Source organism: Telluria mixta (assembly GCF_029223865.1).
In the GTDB taxonomy this organism is placed as follows: domain Bacteria; phylum Pseudomonadota; class Gammaproteobacteria; order Burkholderiales; family Burkholderiaceae_D; genus Telluria; species Telluria mixta.
On record NZ_CP119520.1, the window covers coordinates 3,347,516 to 3,361,529 of the forward strand.

Here is a 14,014-nt window from a genome sequence, read left to right on the forward strand (position 1 = left end):
TTTTGAGACGATACGCTGTCTCTGGTTATTCCAGCGTCCAGACGTACTGAACCGGCTGCCAGGACTCGATGGCCTGGCCGTTCTCAGTTGCCGGCTTGAACCGGCACTTGCCCAGTGCCACCTGAGCAGCCTTATCCAGGTCGCGGAAGCCGCTGGACTTCGTGACCTTGGAATCCTTCACGCCACCGTCCGCAGCAATCAGGAACGAAATGGTCGACACACCCGTTTCTTCGTTACGCAGCGACGACTTCGGATATTCCGGCTTCGAGCACGTATTGAAGTCCGCGACTGCCGGGGTCCGGGCCGGGCCTGCCGGCTTGGCGGCCGGAGCGGGCGGGGCCGACGGTTGCGGCAATGCCTTCTGGAGTTCCGTCGTCTGCGGCTTGGCCTGCGTCGTGTTAGCGATCACATTCTGCTGCGGCGGCGGGGTCTGCACTTGCACTTCCACCGGCGGGATGAACGGCGGAGGCGGAGCCTTCATTTCCGGCGGCGGCGGCGGGGGCGGCGTCTCCGGAGGTGGCGGCGGTTTTACATCTTCAATGATCTTGGTCTCCACTGCCTCGGTCACCTTGCTGATCATCTTTTTGCCGAGACCAGTCACGATCCCGTAAGCAACGATCAGGTGCAAGATGATGACAATGGCGATACCAGTCAAATTCTTCCCGGGGTTCTTCTCATGCGAAAAATTCATCCTGCTTTCTCCAATACCAACCTTTTTTTGTTGCTACTAAACCCACAAAACACGACAAAAAGCTAAGAGCCGCATCCGGGACATCGGCGAATTATACCTACGAATTCTTTTTTGCACATACATTTTTACACCCTCAAAGTGAGCCTATTTGTCTGTAAAAACAGGCAAAGAAAGTGATCAATAAAGAAGGGCCGTGGGCATGCCGATGGAGGTGGAAGTTAGTTGTTTTGCAATGTTATATGGACCCCTTTCATGATGTGTAGAAGATGAGGCGAACGCCCCCAAAACGCCAAATTTTCCATGCCTATTTTGCAGCTCAGCAAATATCATAAGAAAGACGCGTGGCGTTTCTGCCAACTATATCGAAGTTTCAAGCGGGAGCGCGTACTGTTGAAGCGGTTTTGACCCCGGATAAGAGGGGTCAGCCATAACAAGTCCTTATGTCGATACAGGCACTTGATATGGCTCACTCACCACGTCAGATGTTAGTTGAACTACATCACAAGGGGAAGATGGTGTCAACAGGATGGAAGAAAAAAATGCCCGCGCCGAGCAGCGCGGGCAGGGAGATCAGTAACGCGCGCGCTTCTCGCGGCGGCACTCCAGGCTGCTGACGACACGCCCGGATGGGTCAACGGTCTCGAGGCGCACATCGAAGCCCCACAGCCGCGCGACGTGCTTCAGAACCTCATGCGCCTGCTGGTTCAGGGGGCGGCGCTGGAACTGGGTGTGACGCAGCGTCAGCGCGCGGTCGTCTCGCGTGTTGACCTGCCAGACCTGGATGTTCGGCTCGCGGTTGCCGATATTATATTGATCAGCGAGCTGCTGGCGAACATAGCGGTATCCGGCCTCGTCGTGGATGGCCGAAATCGTCAGCTTGTCGCTGCGGTCGTCGTCCAGCACGGCGAAGAAGTGGAATTCCCGGATCAGCTTGGGCGACAGGTACTGGGCGATGAAGCTCTCGTCCTTGAAGTTGCGCATCGCAAAGTCGAGCGTCTTGAGCCAGTCGCTGCCCGCGATGTCCGGGAACCAGGCCTTGTCCTCGTCCGTCGGCTCTTCGCAGATGCGCTTGATGTCTGTCATCATCGCAAACCCGAGAGCATACGGATTGATGCCATTGTAATAGGGGCTCGTGGCCGGCGGCTGGTAGACGACGTTCGTATGGCTCTGCAGGAATTCCAGCATGAACCCGTCGCCGACGATTCCTTCTTTATAGAGCTCCTGCAGGATCGTGTAGTGCCAGAAGGTCGCCCAGCCTTCGTTCATCACCTGGGTCTGGCGCTGCGGATAGAAATACTGCGAGATCTTGCGCGTGATCCGTACGAGCTCGCGCTGCCAGGGTTCGAGCAGCGGTGCGTACTTCTCGATAAAGTAGAGCAGGTTTTCCTCGGGCTCGGGCGGGAAGCGCGGCGGCGGCTGGTCCTTGATCTGTTCCTCGCGCCGCGGCAAGGTGCGCCACAGCTCGTTGACCTGCGACTGCATGTATTCCTCGCGCTCCTTCTGGCGCGCCGCTTCCTGTGCGACCGACAGCTTGGCCGGCCGTTTATACCGGTCCACGCCATAGTTCTGGATCGCGTGGCAGGAATCGAGCAATTCCTCGACGGCATCGATACCATGCCGCTGTTCGCACTCGGCAATATAGTTCTTCGCAAAGACCATGTAGTCGACGATGGCGTCGGCATCGGTCCACGTTCGGAACAGGTAATTGCCTTTAAAGAAAGAATTATGGCCGTAGGCCGCGTGCGCGATCACGAGCGCCTGCATCGTCAGGCTGTTTTCCTCCATCAGATAGGCGATGCAGGGATTCGAGTTGATGACGATTTCGTAGGCGAGGCCCATCTGGCCACGCTTGTAACTCTTTTCCGTCGTCAGGAAATGCTTGCCGAACGACCAGTGGTTGTACGAGACGGGCATGCCGACGGACGTGTACGCGTCCATCATCTGCTCGGCCGTGATGATTTCGAGCTGGTTGGGATAGGTGTCCAGGCCGAACTTCCTGGCCACCCTGCGGATTTCCTCGTGCGCCTGTTCGATCAGGTCGAACGTCCATTCCGACTGCTCGGGCAGGGCACGCGGGTTGTTGGGATCTCTTGGCATAGCGGGCCTCGCTACTTGGGCTGCTTCTTGAACAATTCGCGGAACACCGGATAGATGTCCGCCGGCGTCACGATCTTCTGCATGGCGAAGTTCTGGTGCGTGGACGCCACTTCAGCGTACTGCTCCCACAGGTTCTGGGGCGGACCGTCGGTGATCTCGACATACGTGTAGTACTGGACCCTGGGCATGATCGCATTGCTCAGGATCTGCCTGCACAGCACGGAGTCGTTATCCCAGTTGTCGCCGTCCGAAGCCTGGGCCACGTAGCTGTTCCAGTCGCCGTTGCTGTAGCGTTCGGTGATGACCTTGTTCAGCAGGTGCAGCGCCGACGAGACGACCGTGCCGCCCGATTCGCGCGAGTGGAAGAACTCGTTTTCGTCGACCTCGGCCGCCGCCGTGTGGTGGCGGATGAAGACGACGTCGATCCGTTCGTAAACCCGCTTGAGGAACAGGTACAGCAGGATGAAGAAGCGCTTGGCGGTGTCCTTGCGGCTTTCATCCATCGATCCGGACACGTCCATGATGCAGAACATGACGGCTGCCGTGGACGGTTTCGGGATCTTGATGCGGTTGCTGTAGCGCAGGTCGATCGGGTCGATGAACGGGATCGCCAGCAGGCGCGTGTGCAGGTGGTGGATCTTGTGCTTCAGTTCGATCACCTGCGGGTCGTCGTCCTCCGCACCCTGTTCGCGCAGGTCGCGCAACTGGTGCTCGAGCGCAGTCAGTTGCTTGCGGGAGGGGCCGCCCACCGCGATGCGCCGGCCGAGCGCGCCGCGCAGGGAGCGCAGCACGTGGATGTTCGACGGTGTGCCGGAAATGTTGTAGCCGGCGCGCTGGTTCTTGTATTCGACGACCTGGGTCAACTGCGTCTTGACCATGTTCGGCAGCTCGAGGTCTTCGAAGAAGTAATTCATGAATTCTTCGCGGCTGAGCTCGAAGATGAAATCGTCTTCGGTCGTCTGCTCGCTGTTGCCGGCACGGCCGCGTCCGGCGCCGCCGCCACCGCCGCGGGGACGGTTGATCGTGTCGCCTTTCTGGTATTCCGTGTTGCCGGGGTTGACGGTCTCCCAGACGCCGCCATGGGCGTGTCCGAAATGCGGCTCGCTCACGTCCTTGACGGGAATCGAGACCTTCTCGCCATTCTCTACGTCGGTGATCGAGCGACCCTTGATCGCCCGGCCCACCGCATCCTTGATTTGCGCCTTATAGCGGCGCAAGAAGCGTTCGCGGTTGACCGCAGACTTGTTCTTGCCCTGCAAGCGTCGGTCGATGAGGTAAGTCAAAACAGGCCTCCTGCTGAAAGTCGCGGCGGGCCGGATAAGCTTCCCGGTTCCTTACATAATATAACGCGCCGCGTCGTAACGTGGTTGGCGTCGCGGATTCGGTGGACGGCGTCGTGCCGGTCCACCGGTCCTGCCCGGCGGGCGCTCCATCGCCCGCCCCACGCTCCTGGTTTTGCGATGGCCTTTACGAGGACTTCCTTACGCGCAAGTACCACTCGCACAGCAGGCGGACCTGCTTGGGCGTATAGCCTTTTTCGACCATACGGGCCACGAAGTCGGCGTGCTTGGTCGCATCTTCCGCGCTGGCTTTCGCGTTGAACGAAATCACCGGGAGCAGTTCCTCGGTATTCGAGAACATTTTCTTCTCGATCACGGTGCGGAACTTCTCGTAGCTGGTCCACGCAGGATTCTTGCCGCCGTTCGTCGCCCGCGCTCTCAGCGCGAAGTTGACGATTTCGTTGCGGAAATCCTTCGGGTTCGAAATGCCGGCCGGCTTCTCGATCTTCTCGAGCTCGGCGTTCAGCGTTTCGCGGTCGAAGCTTTCGCCCGTGTCCGGATCGCGGAATTCCTGGTCCTGGATCCAGAAGTCGGCGAACGTGACGTAGCGGTCGAAGATGTTCTGGCCATACTCGGAATAGCTTTCCAGGTAGGCCGTCTGGATCTCCTTGCCGATGAAGTCAACGTAGCGGTTCGCCAGGTGCTCCTTGATATAGGACATGTAGCGCTGCTCGGTCTCGCCCGGGAACTGCTCGCGCTCGATCTGCTGTTCCAGCACGTACAGCAGGTGCACGGGGTTCGCCGCCACTTCGGTGTTGTCGAAGTTGAAGACCTTGGACAGGATCTTGAACGCGAAGCGGGTCGACAGGCCGTTCATGCCTTCGTCCACGCCGGCGTAGTCGACGTATTCGTGCAGCGACTTCGCCTTCGGATCGGTGTCCTTCAGGTTCTCGCCGTCGTACACCAGCATCTTCGAATAGACGCTCGAGTTTTCCGGGTCCTTCAGGCGCGACAGGATCGCGAACTGGGCCATCATGCGCAGCGTGCCCGGGGCGCAGGGCGCCTTGTCGAGCGAGGAATTGCGCAACAGCTTGTCGTAGATCTTGACCTCGTCCGACACACGCAGGCAATACGGCACCTTGACGATATAGATACGGTCGAGGAATGCCTCGTTGTTGCGGTTGTTGCGGAAGGTCTTCCACTCGGATTCGTTCGAGTGCGCCAGGATGATGCCTTCGAACGGGATCGCGCCGAAGCCCTCGGTCCCTTTGTAGTTGCCTTCCTGCGTGGCCGTCAGCAGCGGGTGCAGGACCTTGATGGGCGCCTTGAACATCTCGACGAATTCCATCAGGCCCTGGTTCGCCAGGCACAGGCCGCCGGAATAGCTGTAGGCGTCCGGATCGTCCTGGGCATAGTCTTCCAGTTTGCGGATGTCGACCTTGCCGACCAGCGAGGAAATGTCCTGGTTGTTTTCGTCGCCCGGTTCCGTCTTCGAGATCGCGATCTGCTTCAGGATGGACGGATAACGTTTTACGACGCGGAACTTGCTGATGTCGCCGCCGTATTCATGCAGGCGCTTGACGGCCCACGGGCTCGGCACCGCACGCAGGAAGCGGCGCGGGATGCCGTAGTCTTCCTCGAGAATCGCGCCGTCCTCTTCTTCGTTGAACAGGCCGAGCGGCGATTCGTTCACCGGCGAGCCTTTCAGCGCGAAGAACGGCACCTGTTCCATCAGGTGTTTCAATTTCTCCGCGATCGACGACTTGCCGCCGCCGACGGGTCCGAGCAGATAAAGAATCTGCTTGCGCTCTTCCAGGCCTTGCGCCGCATGGCGGAAATAGGAAACGACCTGTTCGATCACTTCCTCCATGCCGTAGAACTCGCGGAATGCGGGATATACCTTGATGACCTTGTTGGCGAAGATGCGCGACAGGCGCGGGTCGAGGCGGGTGTCGACCAGGGTGGGTTCGCCGATTGCGGCCAGCATGCGCTCGGGAGCGCTGGCGTAAGTCAGGGGATCTTTTTTGCAAAGCTGAAGGTACTCAGACAGGGAGTATTCCTCTTCCCGGGTACGCTCATAGCGGGCTGCGTAGTTATCAAAAATGGTCATGTGAATGTCCTCTAATGTGCTAACACTGATCACGTCTGGCGGCTGACTGAGATTGCCGCCCAAGCCCCGGCCTTGGCAGGTGTTCTTGTTGGGGTCGCCGTCCGGATTTGGAGGTCAGAAGATCTGACACAAAACGAAGGGCGATGTTCTTGTTCTCATCCGGTTTTAACCAGGACCTCGTGCAGCCCGCTGTGGTGGTTCCGCAGTGGCAGCGAGGTCCCTAGCCGGTTTTGTTAGCGCCCGCTGAGAGCGTCTTCTTACGCTTATGAAATTTATTATCTGCCTATTAGTTCTCGAAGTCAAAACAGTGTCGTGCACGCGTGTCCGGCCTTTCCAAGTCTTTGAAACGAATAAGGAAATAACCATTTTTAAGATCATTGCGAACCATGCCTTTACCCCTTTTTTGGTATTTCAGACATGGTTTCCAACCAAGACTTTTGATCCCGTCAGCCACGATCATGTTTATTAATCGTTAAGTAAATAGTGCACCATCTTGCTAAGCAGTGGCGCACGCGTATTGTGTACTGACATATCAGGAATTCTTCAGTGGAATGAAAGGCTTGCATCCATGCGCTACACTGGCTGCCTGATTCCATTCCAATGATTCAACGCGGAGATCCCATGCTGAACGAACAGCTGCGCCATATGTTGCAGGCGATGCCGAAAGCAGAATTGCACATCCACATCGAAGGCTCGCTCGAGCCCGAGCTGATTTTTGAGCTCGCGCAAAGAAATGGTGTGTCGCTCCCGTATGCATCGGTCGAAGCGTTGCGTCAAGCGTACGCTTTCACCGATCTACAGTCGTTCTTGGACATATATTACGCAGGCGCAAGTGTTCTGCTGACCGAGCAGGACTTCTATGACATGACGATGGCGTACCTGCGCCGCGCGGCCGCGGACAACGTCCGCCATGCGGAGATCTTCTTCGACCCGCAGACGCACACGGCGCGCGGCGTGCCGTTCCAGACCGTCGTCGACGGCATCTGGCGCGCCTGCCAGGACGGGCCGATCAGCGCCACGCTCATCATGTGCTTCCTGCGCCACCTGTCCGAGGAAGAGGCCATCGCGACGCTGGAAGAGGCGCTGCCGTTCCGCGACAAGATCATCGGCGTGGGCCTCGACTCGTCCGAGGTCGGCCACCCGCCGGAAAAATTCGCGCGCGTGTTCGAGCGTGCCCGCAACCTGGGCCTGCACCTCGTCGCGCACGCCGGCGAAGAGGGCCCGCCGGCCTATATCGAGAGCGCGCTCGACGTGCTGAACGTGGAGCGCATCGACCACGGCGTGCGCTGCCTCGAGGATGCCGAACTGACGGCGCGTCTGGTGCGCGAACAGATGGCGCTGACCGTGTGCCCGCTGTCGAACATCAAGCTGCGCGTGTTCGACGTGATGGGCGACAGCAACCTGCGCCGCCTGCTCGACGAAGGCCTCGCGGCCACCGTGAATTCGGACGATCCGGCCTATTTCGGCGGCTACATCAACGACAACTACCTGGCCGCGTTCGACGCGCTGCCGCTCGACGCCAGCCATGCGCGCCGGCTGGCGAAGAACAGCTTCGCCGCCGCGTTCCTCGAGCCCGAGCGCAAGCGTGCCTGGCTGGCCGAAGTCGACGCCTTCTTCGACGCCGCACAGGCCGCGTGACCGCCATGCTGATCCAATCCCTGCGCATGACCGCACGCGACTGGCGTGCCGGCGAACTGCGGTTCCTGCTGGTGGCGCTGGTGGTCGCGGTGTCGGCGCTGGCGGCCGTCGGCTTCTTTGTCGACCGCATGCGCGCGGGATTGAACCGCGACGCACGCCAGCTGCTCGGCGCCGACCTGCTCGTGAACGCCGACCAGCCGCTCTCCCAAGCCTGGCGCGATGAAGCGGCGCGGCGCGGCCTGGTGCTGGCGGATACCGTGACGTTTCCCAGCATGGCGCAGGCAGGGCAGGGTGACGAGTCGCAGGCGCTGCTGGCGTCCGTGAAGGCCGTGTCGACCAACTATCCGCTGCGCGGCGCCATGCGCGTGACGACGAGCACGATCGATGCGAGCGAGGCCCTCGGCGACATCACGCACGACACGCCCGCGCCGGGCACGGTCTGGGTCGACGTCAATCTGCTGCCGCCGCTGCGGGTGAAGGTCGGCTCGACGATCCAGCTCGGCGACAAGAGTTTCAAGATTTCCCGCCTGATCGCGTCGGAGCCGGACCGCGGCGCATCGTTCGCCAACTTCGCGCCGCGCGTGATGCTGGCGCTCGGCGACCTGAAAGCCACTGGCCTCGTCGACAACTATGCGCGCGTCACATACCGCATGCAGGTGGCGGCGAAGTCGCCCAACGACCAGGCGGCGATCGCCGATTACGAGCGCTGGCTGCGCGGCAGGATCGCGGCGGACAACGTGCGCGGCGTGCGCATCGAGACGCTGGAAAACGGCCGCCCCGAGATGCGCTCGACGATCGACCGCGCCGAGCGCTTCCTGTCGCTCGTCGGGTTGCTGTCTGCGATGCTGGCCGCGGTGGCCGTCGCGATGGCCGCGCGCCGCTTCATGCAGCGCCACCTCGATGCCTGCGCGATGCTGCGCTGCCTCGGCATGACGCAGAACGAGGTCGGGGCGCTGTTCCTCATCGAATTCGTCATCGTCGGACTCGCGGGCAGCGTGCTCGGCGTGCTGGTCGGCTTCGGCGCCCACTTCGTGCTGCTCGAGATGGTCAAGGGTCTGATTCCCACCGAGCTGCCGCCCGTGTCGCTGCTGCCCGCGCTGCAGGGCATCGCCACCGGCATGCTGCTGCTCGTGGGCTTCGCGCTGCCGCCCGTGCTCCAGCTGCGCAACGTGCCGCACAACCGCGTGATCCGACGCGAACAGGCGGCGCCGAAGCCGCTCGCGCTGGTCACGTACGGCTTCGGCGCGGCCGTCTTCGTCGGGCTGCTGCTGTGGCAGGCCGGCGACCTGCAGCTCGCGCTGCTCACCGCCGGCGGCTTCGTCGGCGCGTTCGCCCTGTTCGCGCTCGTCGGCTGGCTTGCGCTGCTGTCTTTGCGCCGTCTGCGCGGCGTGTTCCGCCACCAGGCGTGGCGCTTCGCCATCACGTCGCTGCAGCGGCGTCCGGGCGCGACGGTCGTACAGATCGTGTCGCTGTCGCTGGGCCTGATGGCGCTGCTCGTGCTGACCGTCGTGCGCGGCGACCTGATGGCCGCCTGGCGCCTCGCCACGCCGCCGGATGCGCCGAACCGCTTCATCATCAACATCCAGCCCGACCAGCGCGACGGCGTCGCCGGCGCGATCCGCGCGGCCGGCGTGCCCGCCCCGACCTTGTACCCGATGATCCGCGGCCGCCTCGTCGCCGTGAACGGCAACGCGGTCACCGCGACCACGTACACGGACGAGCGCGCGAAAGGCCTCGCCGAGCGCGAATTCAACCTGTCCTCGACGCGCGACCTGCCGACGACGAACGAGATCGTGGCGGGCCGCTGGTACCGCGACGCGCCGGGCGTCGCCGAGGCCTCGGTCGAGCAGGGCCTCGCGAACACGCTGCGCCTGAAACTGGGCGATACGATGCGCTTCGACATGGGCGGCCAGATCGTCGAGGCGAAGATCACGAGCCTGCGCAAGCTGGAATGGGGCTCGATGCGGGCGAACTTCTTCGTCATCATCAACCCGGCCGCAATGAAGGATGCGCCGACGACGTACATGACCGCGTTCCACCTGGCCGCGCGCGGCATCGGCCTGGCCAACACGCTGACGCGCGCGTGGCCGAATCTCACCGTCATCGATGTCAGCGGCATCATCCGCCAGGTGCAGGAAGTGCTGGACCAGGTCGTCGTGGCGGTGGAATTCCTGTTCATGTTTACGCTGGCCTCGGGCGTGCTGGTCCTGTACGCGGCACTGATGGGATCCCAGGCCGAGCGCACGCGCGAAGCGGGCCTGCTGCGCGCGCTGGGCGCCACGCGCGGCCAGCTGGCGCAGGCGCAGCGTATCGAGTTCATGCTGGTCGGCGGCCTGTCCGGGTTGCTGGCGGCATCGGGCGCGGCGGCGCTGGGCTGGGCGTTGGCCAACTACCAGTTCAAGTTCCCGTGGACGTTCGATCCGACCGTGTGGATCGCGGGACTGGTCGTGGGCGCGGTGTGCGCGCTCGTCGGCGGCTGGCTCGGACTGCGCAATGTGTTGCGGCAGCCGCCGTTGCAGACGTTGCGGGAAGCTTGATTTACCCGTGGTGCGTGCGTTGCGCTATCATGGATAGATGTCCGATACCAACGCACCCCAAGAGTCCCAGGACGCGCAGGAAGAGACTCGCAGCCTCTACGAAATCATCGGCGGCGAAACCCGCCTGCGCGAACTGGTCGACCGTTTCTACGACCTGATGCAACTGGAGCCGGATTTCGCCGGCATCCACGCGATGCACCCCGTCCCCAACGACAGCTCGCGCGAGAAGCTGTTCATGTTCCTGTCCGGCTGGATGGGCGGGCCGAACCTCTTCATCGAACGCTACGGTCATCCGATGCTTCGCGCGCGCCACCTGCCGTTCGCCATCGGCACGTCCGAGCGCGACCAGTGGCTGCGCTGCATGGCGATGGCGCTGGAAGATCTCGGCTATGACTACGACCTGCGGCTCGCGCTGATGCAATCCTTTTATCAGACGGCCGACTGGATGCGGAACCGTCCGCATTAATATGCCAACGCTTGAATTCATCGTGCTCGCGGTGGCGCTGCTGGCCGTGCTCGGCTTGCAGGTCGTCCTCTTGAGTCGCGCGCGCCGAGGCGGCGACGAGCGCCACGCCTTCGAACGCCTGGAGCGCGAACTGCGCCAGGAATTGCAGATCAGCGCCCAGTCCACGCGCCAGGAACTGGCCGCGCATCTCGCGCAGAACCAGGCCGCCACCGTGCAGCAGCTGGACGGCATGCGCCAGCAGATCCAGTTGAATTCCCAGGGCGGCCGCGAAGAACAGGCGCGCGCGCTCAAGCGTTTTTCCGACACGCTGAACGGCGCGCTGGCGAACCTGACGGAATCGAACGCGCAGCGCATGCTGGAGATCCGCGCGACGCTCGAGGCCAAGATCCGCGACCTGCAGGACGATAACGCCAAGCGGTTGGAAGAGATGCGCCAGACCGTCGACGAAAAGCTGCACGCGACCCTGGAGACGCGTCTGACGGAATCGTTCCGCCAGGTGTCCGACCGGCTGGAAAAGGTGCACCAGGGGCTGGGCGAGATGCAGCAGCTGGCCGTAGGCGTGGGCGACCTGAAACGCGTGCTCGTCAACGTGAAGACGCGCGGCACGTGGGGCGAAGTGCAGCTGGAGATGCTGCTCGAGCAGATCCTCACCGTCGACCAGTACGCGAAGAACGTCGAGACCGTGCGCGGCTCGAACGCGCGCGTCGAATTCGCGATCAAGCTGCCGGGCGTCGTCGACGGCGGCCCCCCGCTGTGGCTGCCCATCGACGCCAAGTTCCCGAAGGAGCAGTACGAGCGCCTGCTGGAAGCGGCCGAGCAGGGCGATGCGGACGGCGTCGCGCGCGCGGGTGCGGAACTGGAACGCGCCGTGCGTGGCGAAGCGAAGACCATCTGCGAAAAATACGTGGCCCCGCCGGCGACGACGGACTTCGCCATCCTGTTCCTGCCCACCGAGGGCCTGTACGCCGAAGTGATGCGCCGCCCGGGCCTGGCCGACGACCTGCAGCGCACGTTGCGCGTGACGATCGCGGGGCCGTCGACGCTGGCGGCGCTGCTCAACAGCCTGCAGATGGGCTTCCGCACGCTGGCGCTGGAAAAGCGGTCGTCGGAAGTGTGGCAGGTGCTGGGGGCCGTGAAGACGGAGTTCGGCAAGTTCGGCGACGTGCTGGCGCAGACCAAATTGACGCTGGAGCGCGCGGCGAAAAACATCGAAAGCGCCGAGGTGCGCAGCCGGCAGATGGCACGCAAGCTCAAGTCGGTGGAGGCGTTGCCGAGCGAGGCGGCGCAGTTGATGTTGGGCGCGTCGAACGTCGACGCCGACGATTAAATCAAACCTTCGAACAACAACACGTCGACCATGTCGCCGGCCTGCACCGTGCCCTGCTCGTCATGCAGCACCACCATGCAATTCGCCTCCGACATCGACCGCAGAATCCCCGACCCCTGCGCCCCCGTGATGGTGACGGTCGGCTGACCATCCGCGCCGCGGGCCAGGATGCCGCGCTGGTATTCCGTGCGGCCCGGCTTCTTGCGGATCGTCGCGGCCGAGCGGGCCCGGACCAGTTCCAGTGGCGCCTCGGCCCCCATCATGCGCAGCAGCGCCTCGCGTGCGAAGAAGTAGAACGACACCATCACCGCCACCGGATTGCCCGGCAGGCCGAACAGGAAGGCGCTGCGGCCGTTCGACGCGATGCGGCCGAAGGCCAGCGGGCGGCCCGGGCGCATGCCGATCTTCCAGAACGTCACGTCGCCCAGGCGCGCCATGATCTGCTTCGTGTAGTCGGCCGCGCCGACCGAGACGCCGCCCGACGTGATGATGGCGTCCGCGTTTTCGCACGCGTCGCGCAGGGCCTGTTCCAGGGCCTGCGGATCGTCGCGCACGACGCCCATGTCGATCAGGTCGCAGCCCAGGCGCTGCAGCATGCCGTAGATCGTGTAGCGGTTGCTGTCGTAGACGCAGCCCTCGTCCAGCGGCTGGCCGATCGAGCGCAGTTCGTCGCCGGTCGAGAAGAAGGCCACGCGCAGGCGGCGCTGCACCGGGACTTCCGCCACGCCCAGCGACGCGAGCAGCCCGAGGTCGGCCGGACGCACGATCTTGCCGGCGCGCAGGGCGGCGCTGCCGGCCTTGAGGTCTTCGCCGGCCAGGCGGCGGTTGTCGCCGGCGCGCAGGGTGCCGGGCGCGATGACCATCGTGTCGTCCTCGACGCTGACGAATTCCTGCGGCACGACGCTGTCGCAGCCGGCCGGCATGACGGCGCCCGTCATGATGCGCACGCATTCGCCCGGCTGCGGGCTGCCCTCGAACGCGCGGCCCGCGTACGCGGTGCCGATCACGCGCAGGCGCGCGGGCGCGTCCGCCGGCAGGTCCGATCCACGCAAGGCATAGCCGTCCATCGCCGAGTTGTCGTGGGCCGGCACGTTGATCGGCGAGATGATGTCGGCCGCGAGTACGCGGCCCAGCGCGGCGCGCAGGGCCACCATTTCCGTCGCGCGCACGGGCGTGACGAATTCGCGGATGATGCGCTGGGCGTCGCGCACGGGCAGGGCATCCGGATCGTACGCGGACAGGCAGCTGACCACGTCGGCCAGGCGCGGCACTTTCACGGTATCGAGCGCGTGCAACTCGTCCAGCGTGTTGATGTTGCGGAAGGCGTCGGCATCGTCGAACAGCACCTCGGTTACCTTGATCTGCGGGTACCAGCCGTCCATGCGCCGTCCGCCGCCGTCGAGATACGCGGACAGCACCGGTTCCAGACCCGCCTTCAGCAGGCAGAACACGGGGTGCACCTGGCGCCGGCCGTTTTCCTCGGTGACGGCGACGGCGAGATCGGCGCCGGCCGCGCGCAGGCCGTCGTGCAGGCGCTCCGCGAGGTCGGCCGGCAGGAACGGCGAATCGCACGGCGCCGTGAGCAGGTACGTGGTCGCGCAGCGGCGCAGGCCCGCCTGCAGGCCGGCGAGCGGGCCCGCGAAGTCGGGCGTATCGTCCGGCCAGACGGGCACCCCGTACCCGGCATACGTGTCCTCGTTGCGGTTGGCGTTGATGGCGACCGTCGCCACCTGCGGCGCGAGGCGCGCCAGCACGTGCGCGACCATGGTCGTGCCGCCGAAGGGCTGCAGGCCCTTGTCGACGTGGCCCATGCGCGTGCCGCGGCCGCCGGCGAGGATCAGGCCGCTGATGGATTCCTTGTTCATTTT

At 63.4% G+C, this 14,014-nt stretch carries 9 protein-coding genes; 4 read left to right on the forward strand and 5 right to left on the reverse strand.

The annotated features are described in order from the left end of the window. Positions 1-25: 25 nt before the first annotated feature. The 4 genes from P0M04_RS14900 to P0M04_RS14915 all read right to left on the reverse strand — a co-directional run bounded on the left by P0M04_RS14900 (position 26) and on the right by P0M04_RS14915 (position 6,178). Entirely contained in the window at positions 26-691 is a 666-nt protein-coding gene (locus P0M04_RS14900) for an energy transducer TonB (protein ID WP_259450025.1), read from the reverse strand. A gap of 570 nt (positions 692-1,261) precedes the next feature. Further along, positions 1,262-2,788, reverse strand: coding sequence for a SpoVR family protein (locus P0M04_RS14905; protein WP_025511494.1), 1,527 nt, complete (start codon positions 2,786-2,788; stop codon positions 1,262-1,264). A gap of 11 nt (positions 2,789-2,799) precedes the next feature. Continuing rightward, positions 2,800-4,071 (reverse strand): YeaH/YhbH family protein, encoded by a 1,272-nt coding sequence (locus tag P0M04_RS14910; protein WP_025511496.1) that lies wholly within the window; start codon positions 4,069-4,071, stop codon positions 2,800-2,802. A gap of 184 nt (positions 4,072-4,255) precedes the next feature. After that, positions 4,256-6,178 carry a PrkA family serine protein kinase gene (locus P0M04_RS14915; protein WP_105378977.1) on the reverse strand — a complete coding sequence of 641 codons (1,923 nt, stop codon included), beginning with the start codon at positions 6,176-6,178 and terminating at the stop codon, positions 4,256-4,258. A 621-nt stretch (positions 6,179-6,799) separates the two neighbouring features. On the opposite strand from P0M04_RS14915, the gene P0M04_RS14920 reads away from it, so the two are divergent. From P0M04_RS14920 to P0M04_RS14935, 4 genes are read left to right on the forward strand one after another with little or no spacing between them, the layout of a single operon-like run. Then, positions 6,800-7,816: an adenosine deaminase gene (locus P0M04_RS14920; RefSeq protein ID WP_259450026.1), complete on the forward strand. Its 1,017-nt coding sequence runs from the start codon at positions 6,800-6,802 to the stop codon at positions 7,814-7,816. Between the two features lie 5 nt (positions 7,817-7,821). Then, complete coding sequence (locus P0M04_RS14925) at positions 7,822-10,353, forward strand: ABC transporter permease (protein ID WP_259450027.1); 2,532 nt, start codon at positions 7,822-7,824, stop codon at positions 10,351-10,353. Between the two features lie 37 nt (positions 10,354-10,390). After that, on the forward strand, positions 10,391-10,819 hold the full coding sequence (locus P0M04_RS14930; protein WP_036233936.1) for a group II truncated hemoglobin: 429 nt from the start codon (positions 10,391-10,393) through the stop codon (positions 10,817-10,819). 1 nt (position 10,820) lies between these two features. After that, positions 10,821-12,146, forward strand: coding sequence for a DNA recombination protein RmuC (locus P0M04_RS14935; RefSeq protein ID WP_259450028.1), 1,326 nt, complete (start codon positions 10,821-10,823; stop codon positions 12,144-12,146). Here the strand turns inward: P0M04_RS14935 and moeA are convergent. Then, positions 12,143-14,011 (reverse strand): molybdopterin molybdotransferase MoeA, encoded by a 1,869-nt coding sequence (gene moeA / locus P0M04_RS14940; protein WP_259450029.1) that lies wholly within the window; start codon positions 14,009-14,011, stop codon positions 12,143-12,145. The genes P0M04_RS14935 and moeA overlap by 4 nt on opposite strands. Between the last annotated feature and the right edge of the window lie 3 nt (positions 14,012-14,014).

Coding starts and splice junctions, on each gene's coding strand:
- P0M04_RS14900 (WP_259450025.1), bottom strand. CDS start 691: ATGAATTTTTCGCATGAGAAGAACCCCGGGAAGAATTTGACTGGTATC.
- P0M04_RS14905 (WP_025511494.1), bottom strand. CDS start 2,788: ATGCCAAGAGATCCCAACAACCCGCGTGCCCTGCCCGAGCAGTCGGAA.
- P0M04_RS14915 (WP_105378977.1), bottom strand. CDS start 6,178: ATGACCATTTTTGATAACTACGCAGCCCGCTATGAGCGTACCCGGGAA.
- P0M04_RS14920 (WP_259450026.1), top strand. CDS start 6,800: ATGCTGAACGAACAGCTGCGCCATATGTTGCAGGCGATGCCGAAAGCA.
- P0M04_RS14925 (WP_259450027.1), top strand. CDS start 7,822: ATGCTGATCCAATCCCTGCGCATGACCGCACGCGACTGGCGTGCCGGC.
- P0M04_RS14930 (WP_036233936.1), top strand. CDS start 10,391: ATGTCCGATACCAACGCACCCCAAGAGTCCCAGGACGCGCAGGAAGAG.
- P0M04_RS14935 (WP_259450028.1), top strand. CDS start 10,821: ATGCCAACGCTTGAATTCATCGTGCTCGCGGTGGCGCTGCTGGCCGTG.
- moeA (WP_259450029.1), bottom strand. CDS start 14,011: ATGAACAAGGAATCCATCAGCGGCCTGATCCTCGCCGGCGGCCGCGGC.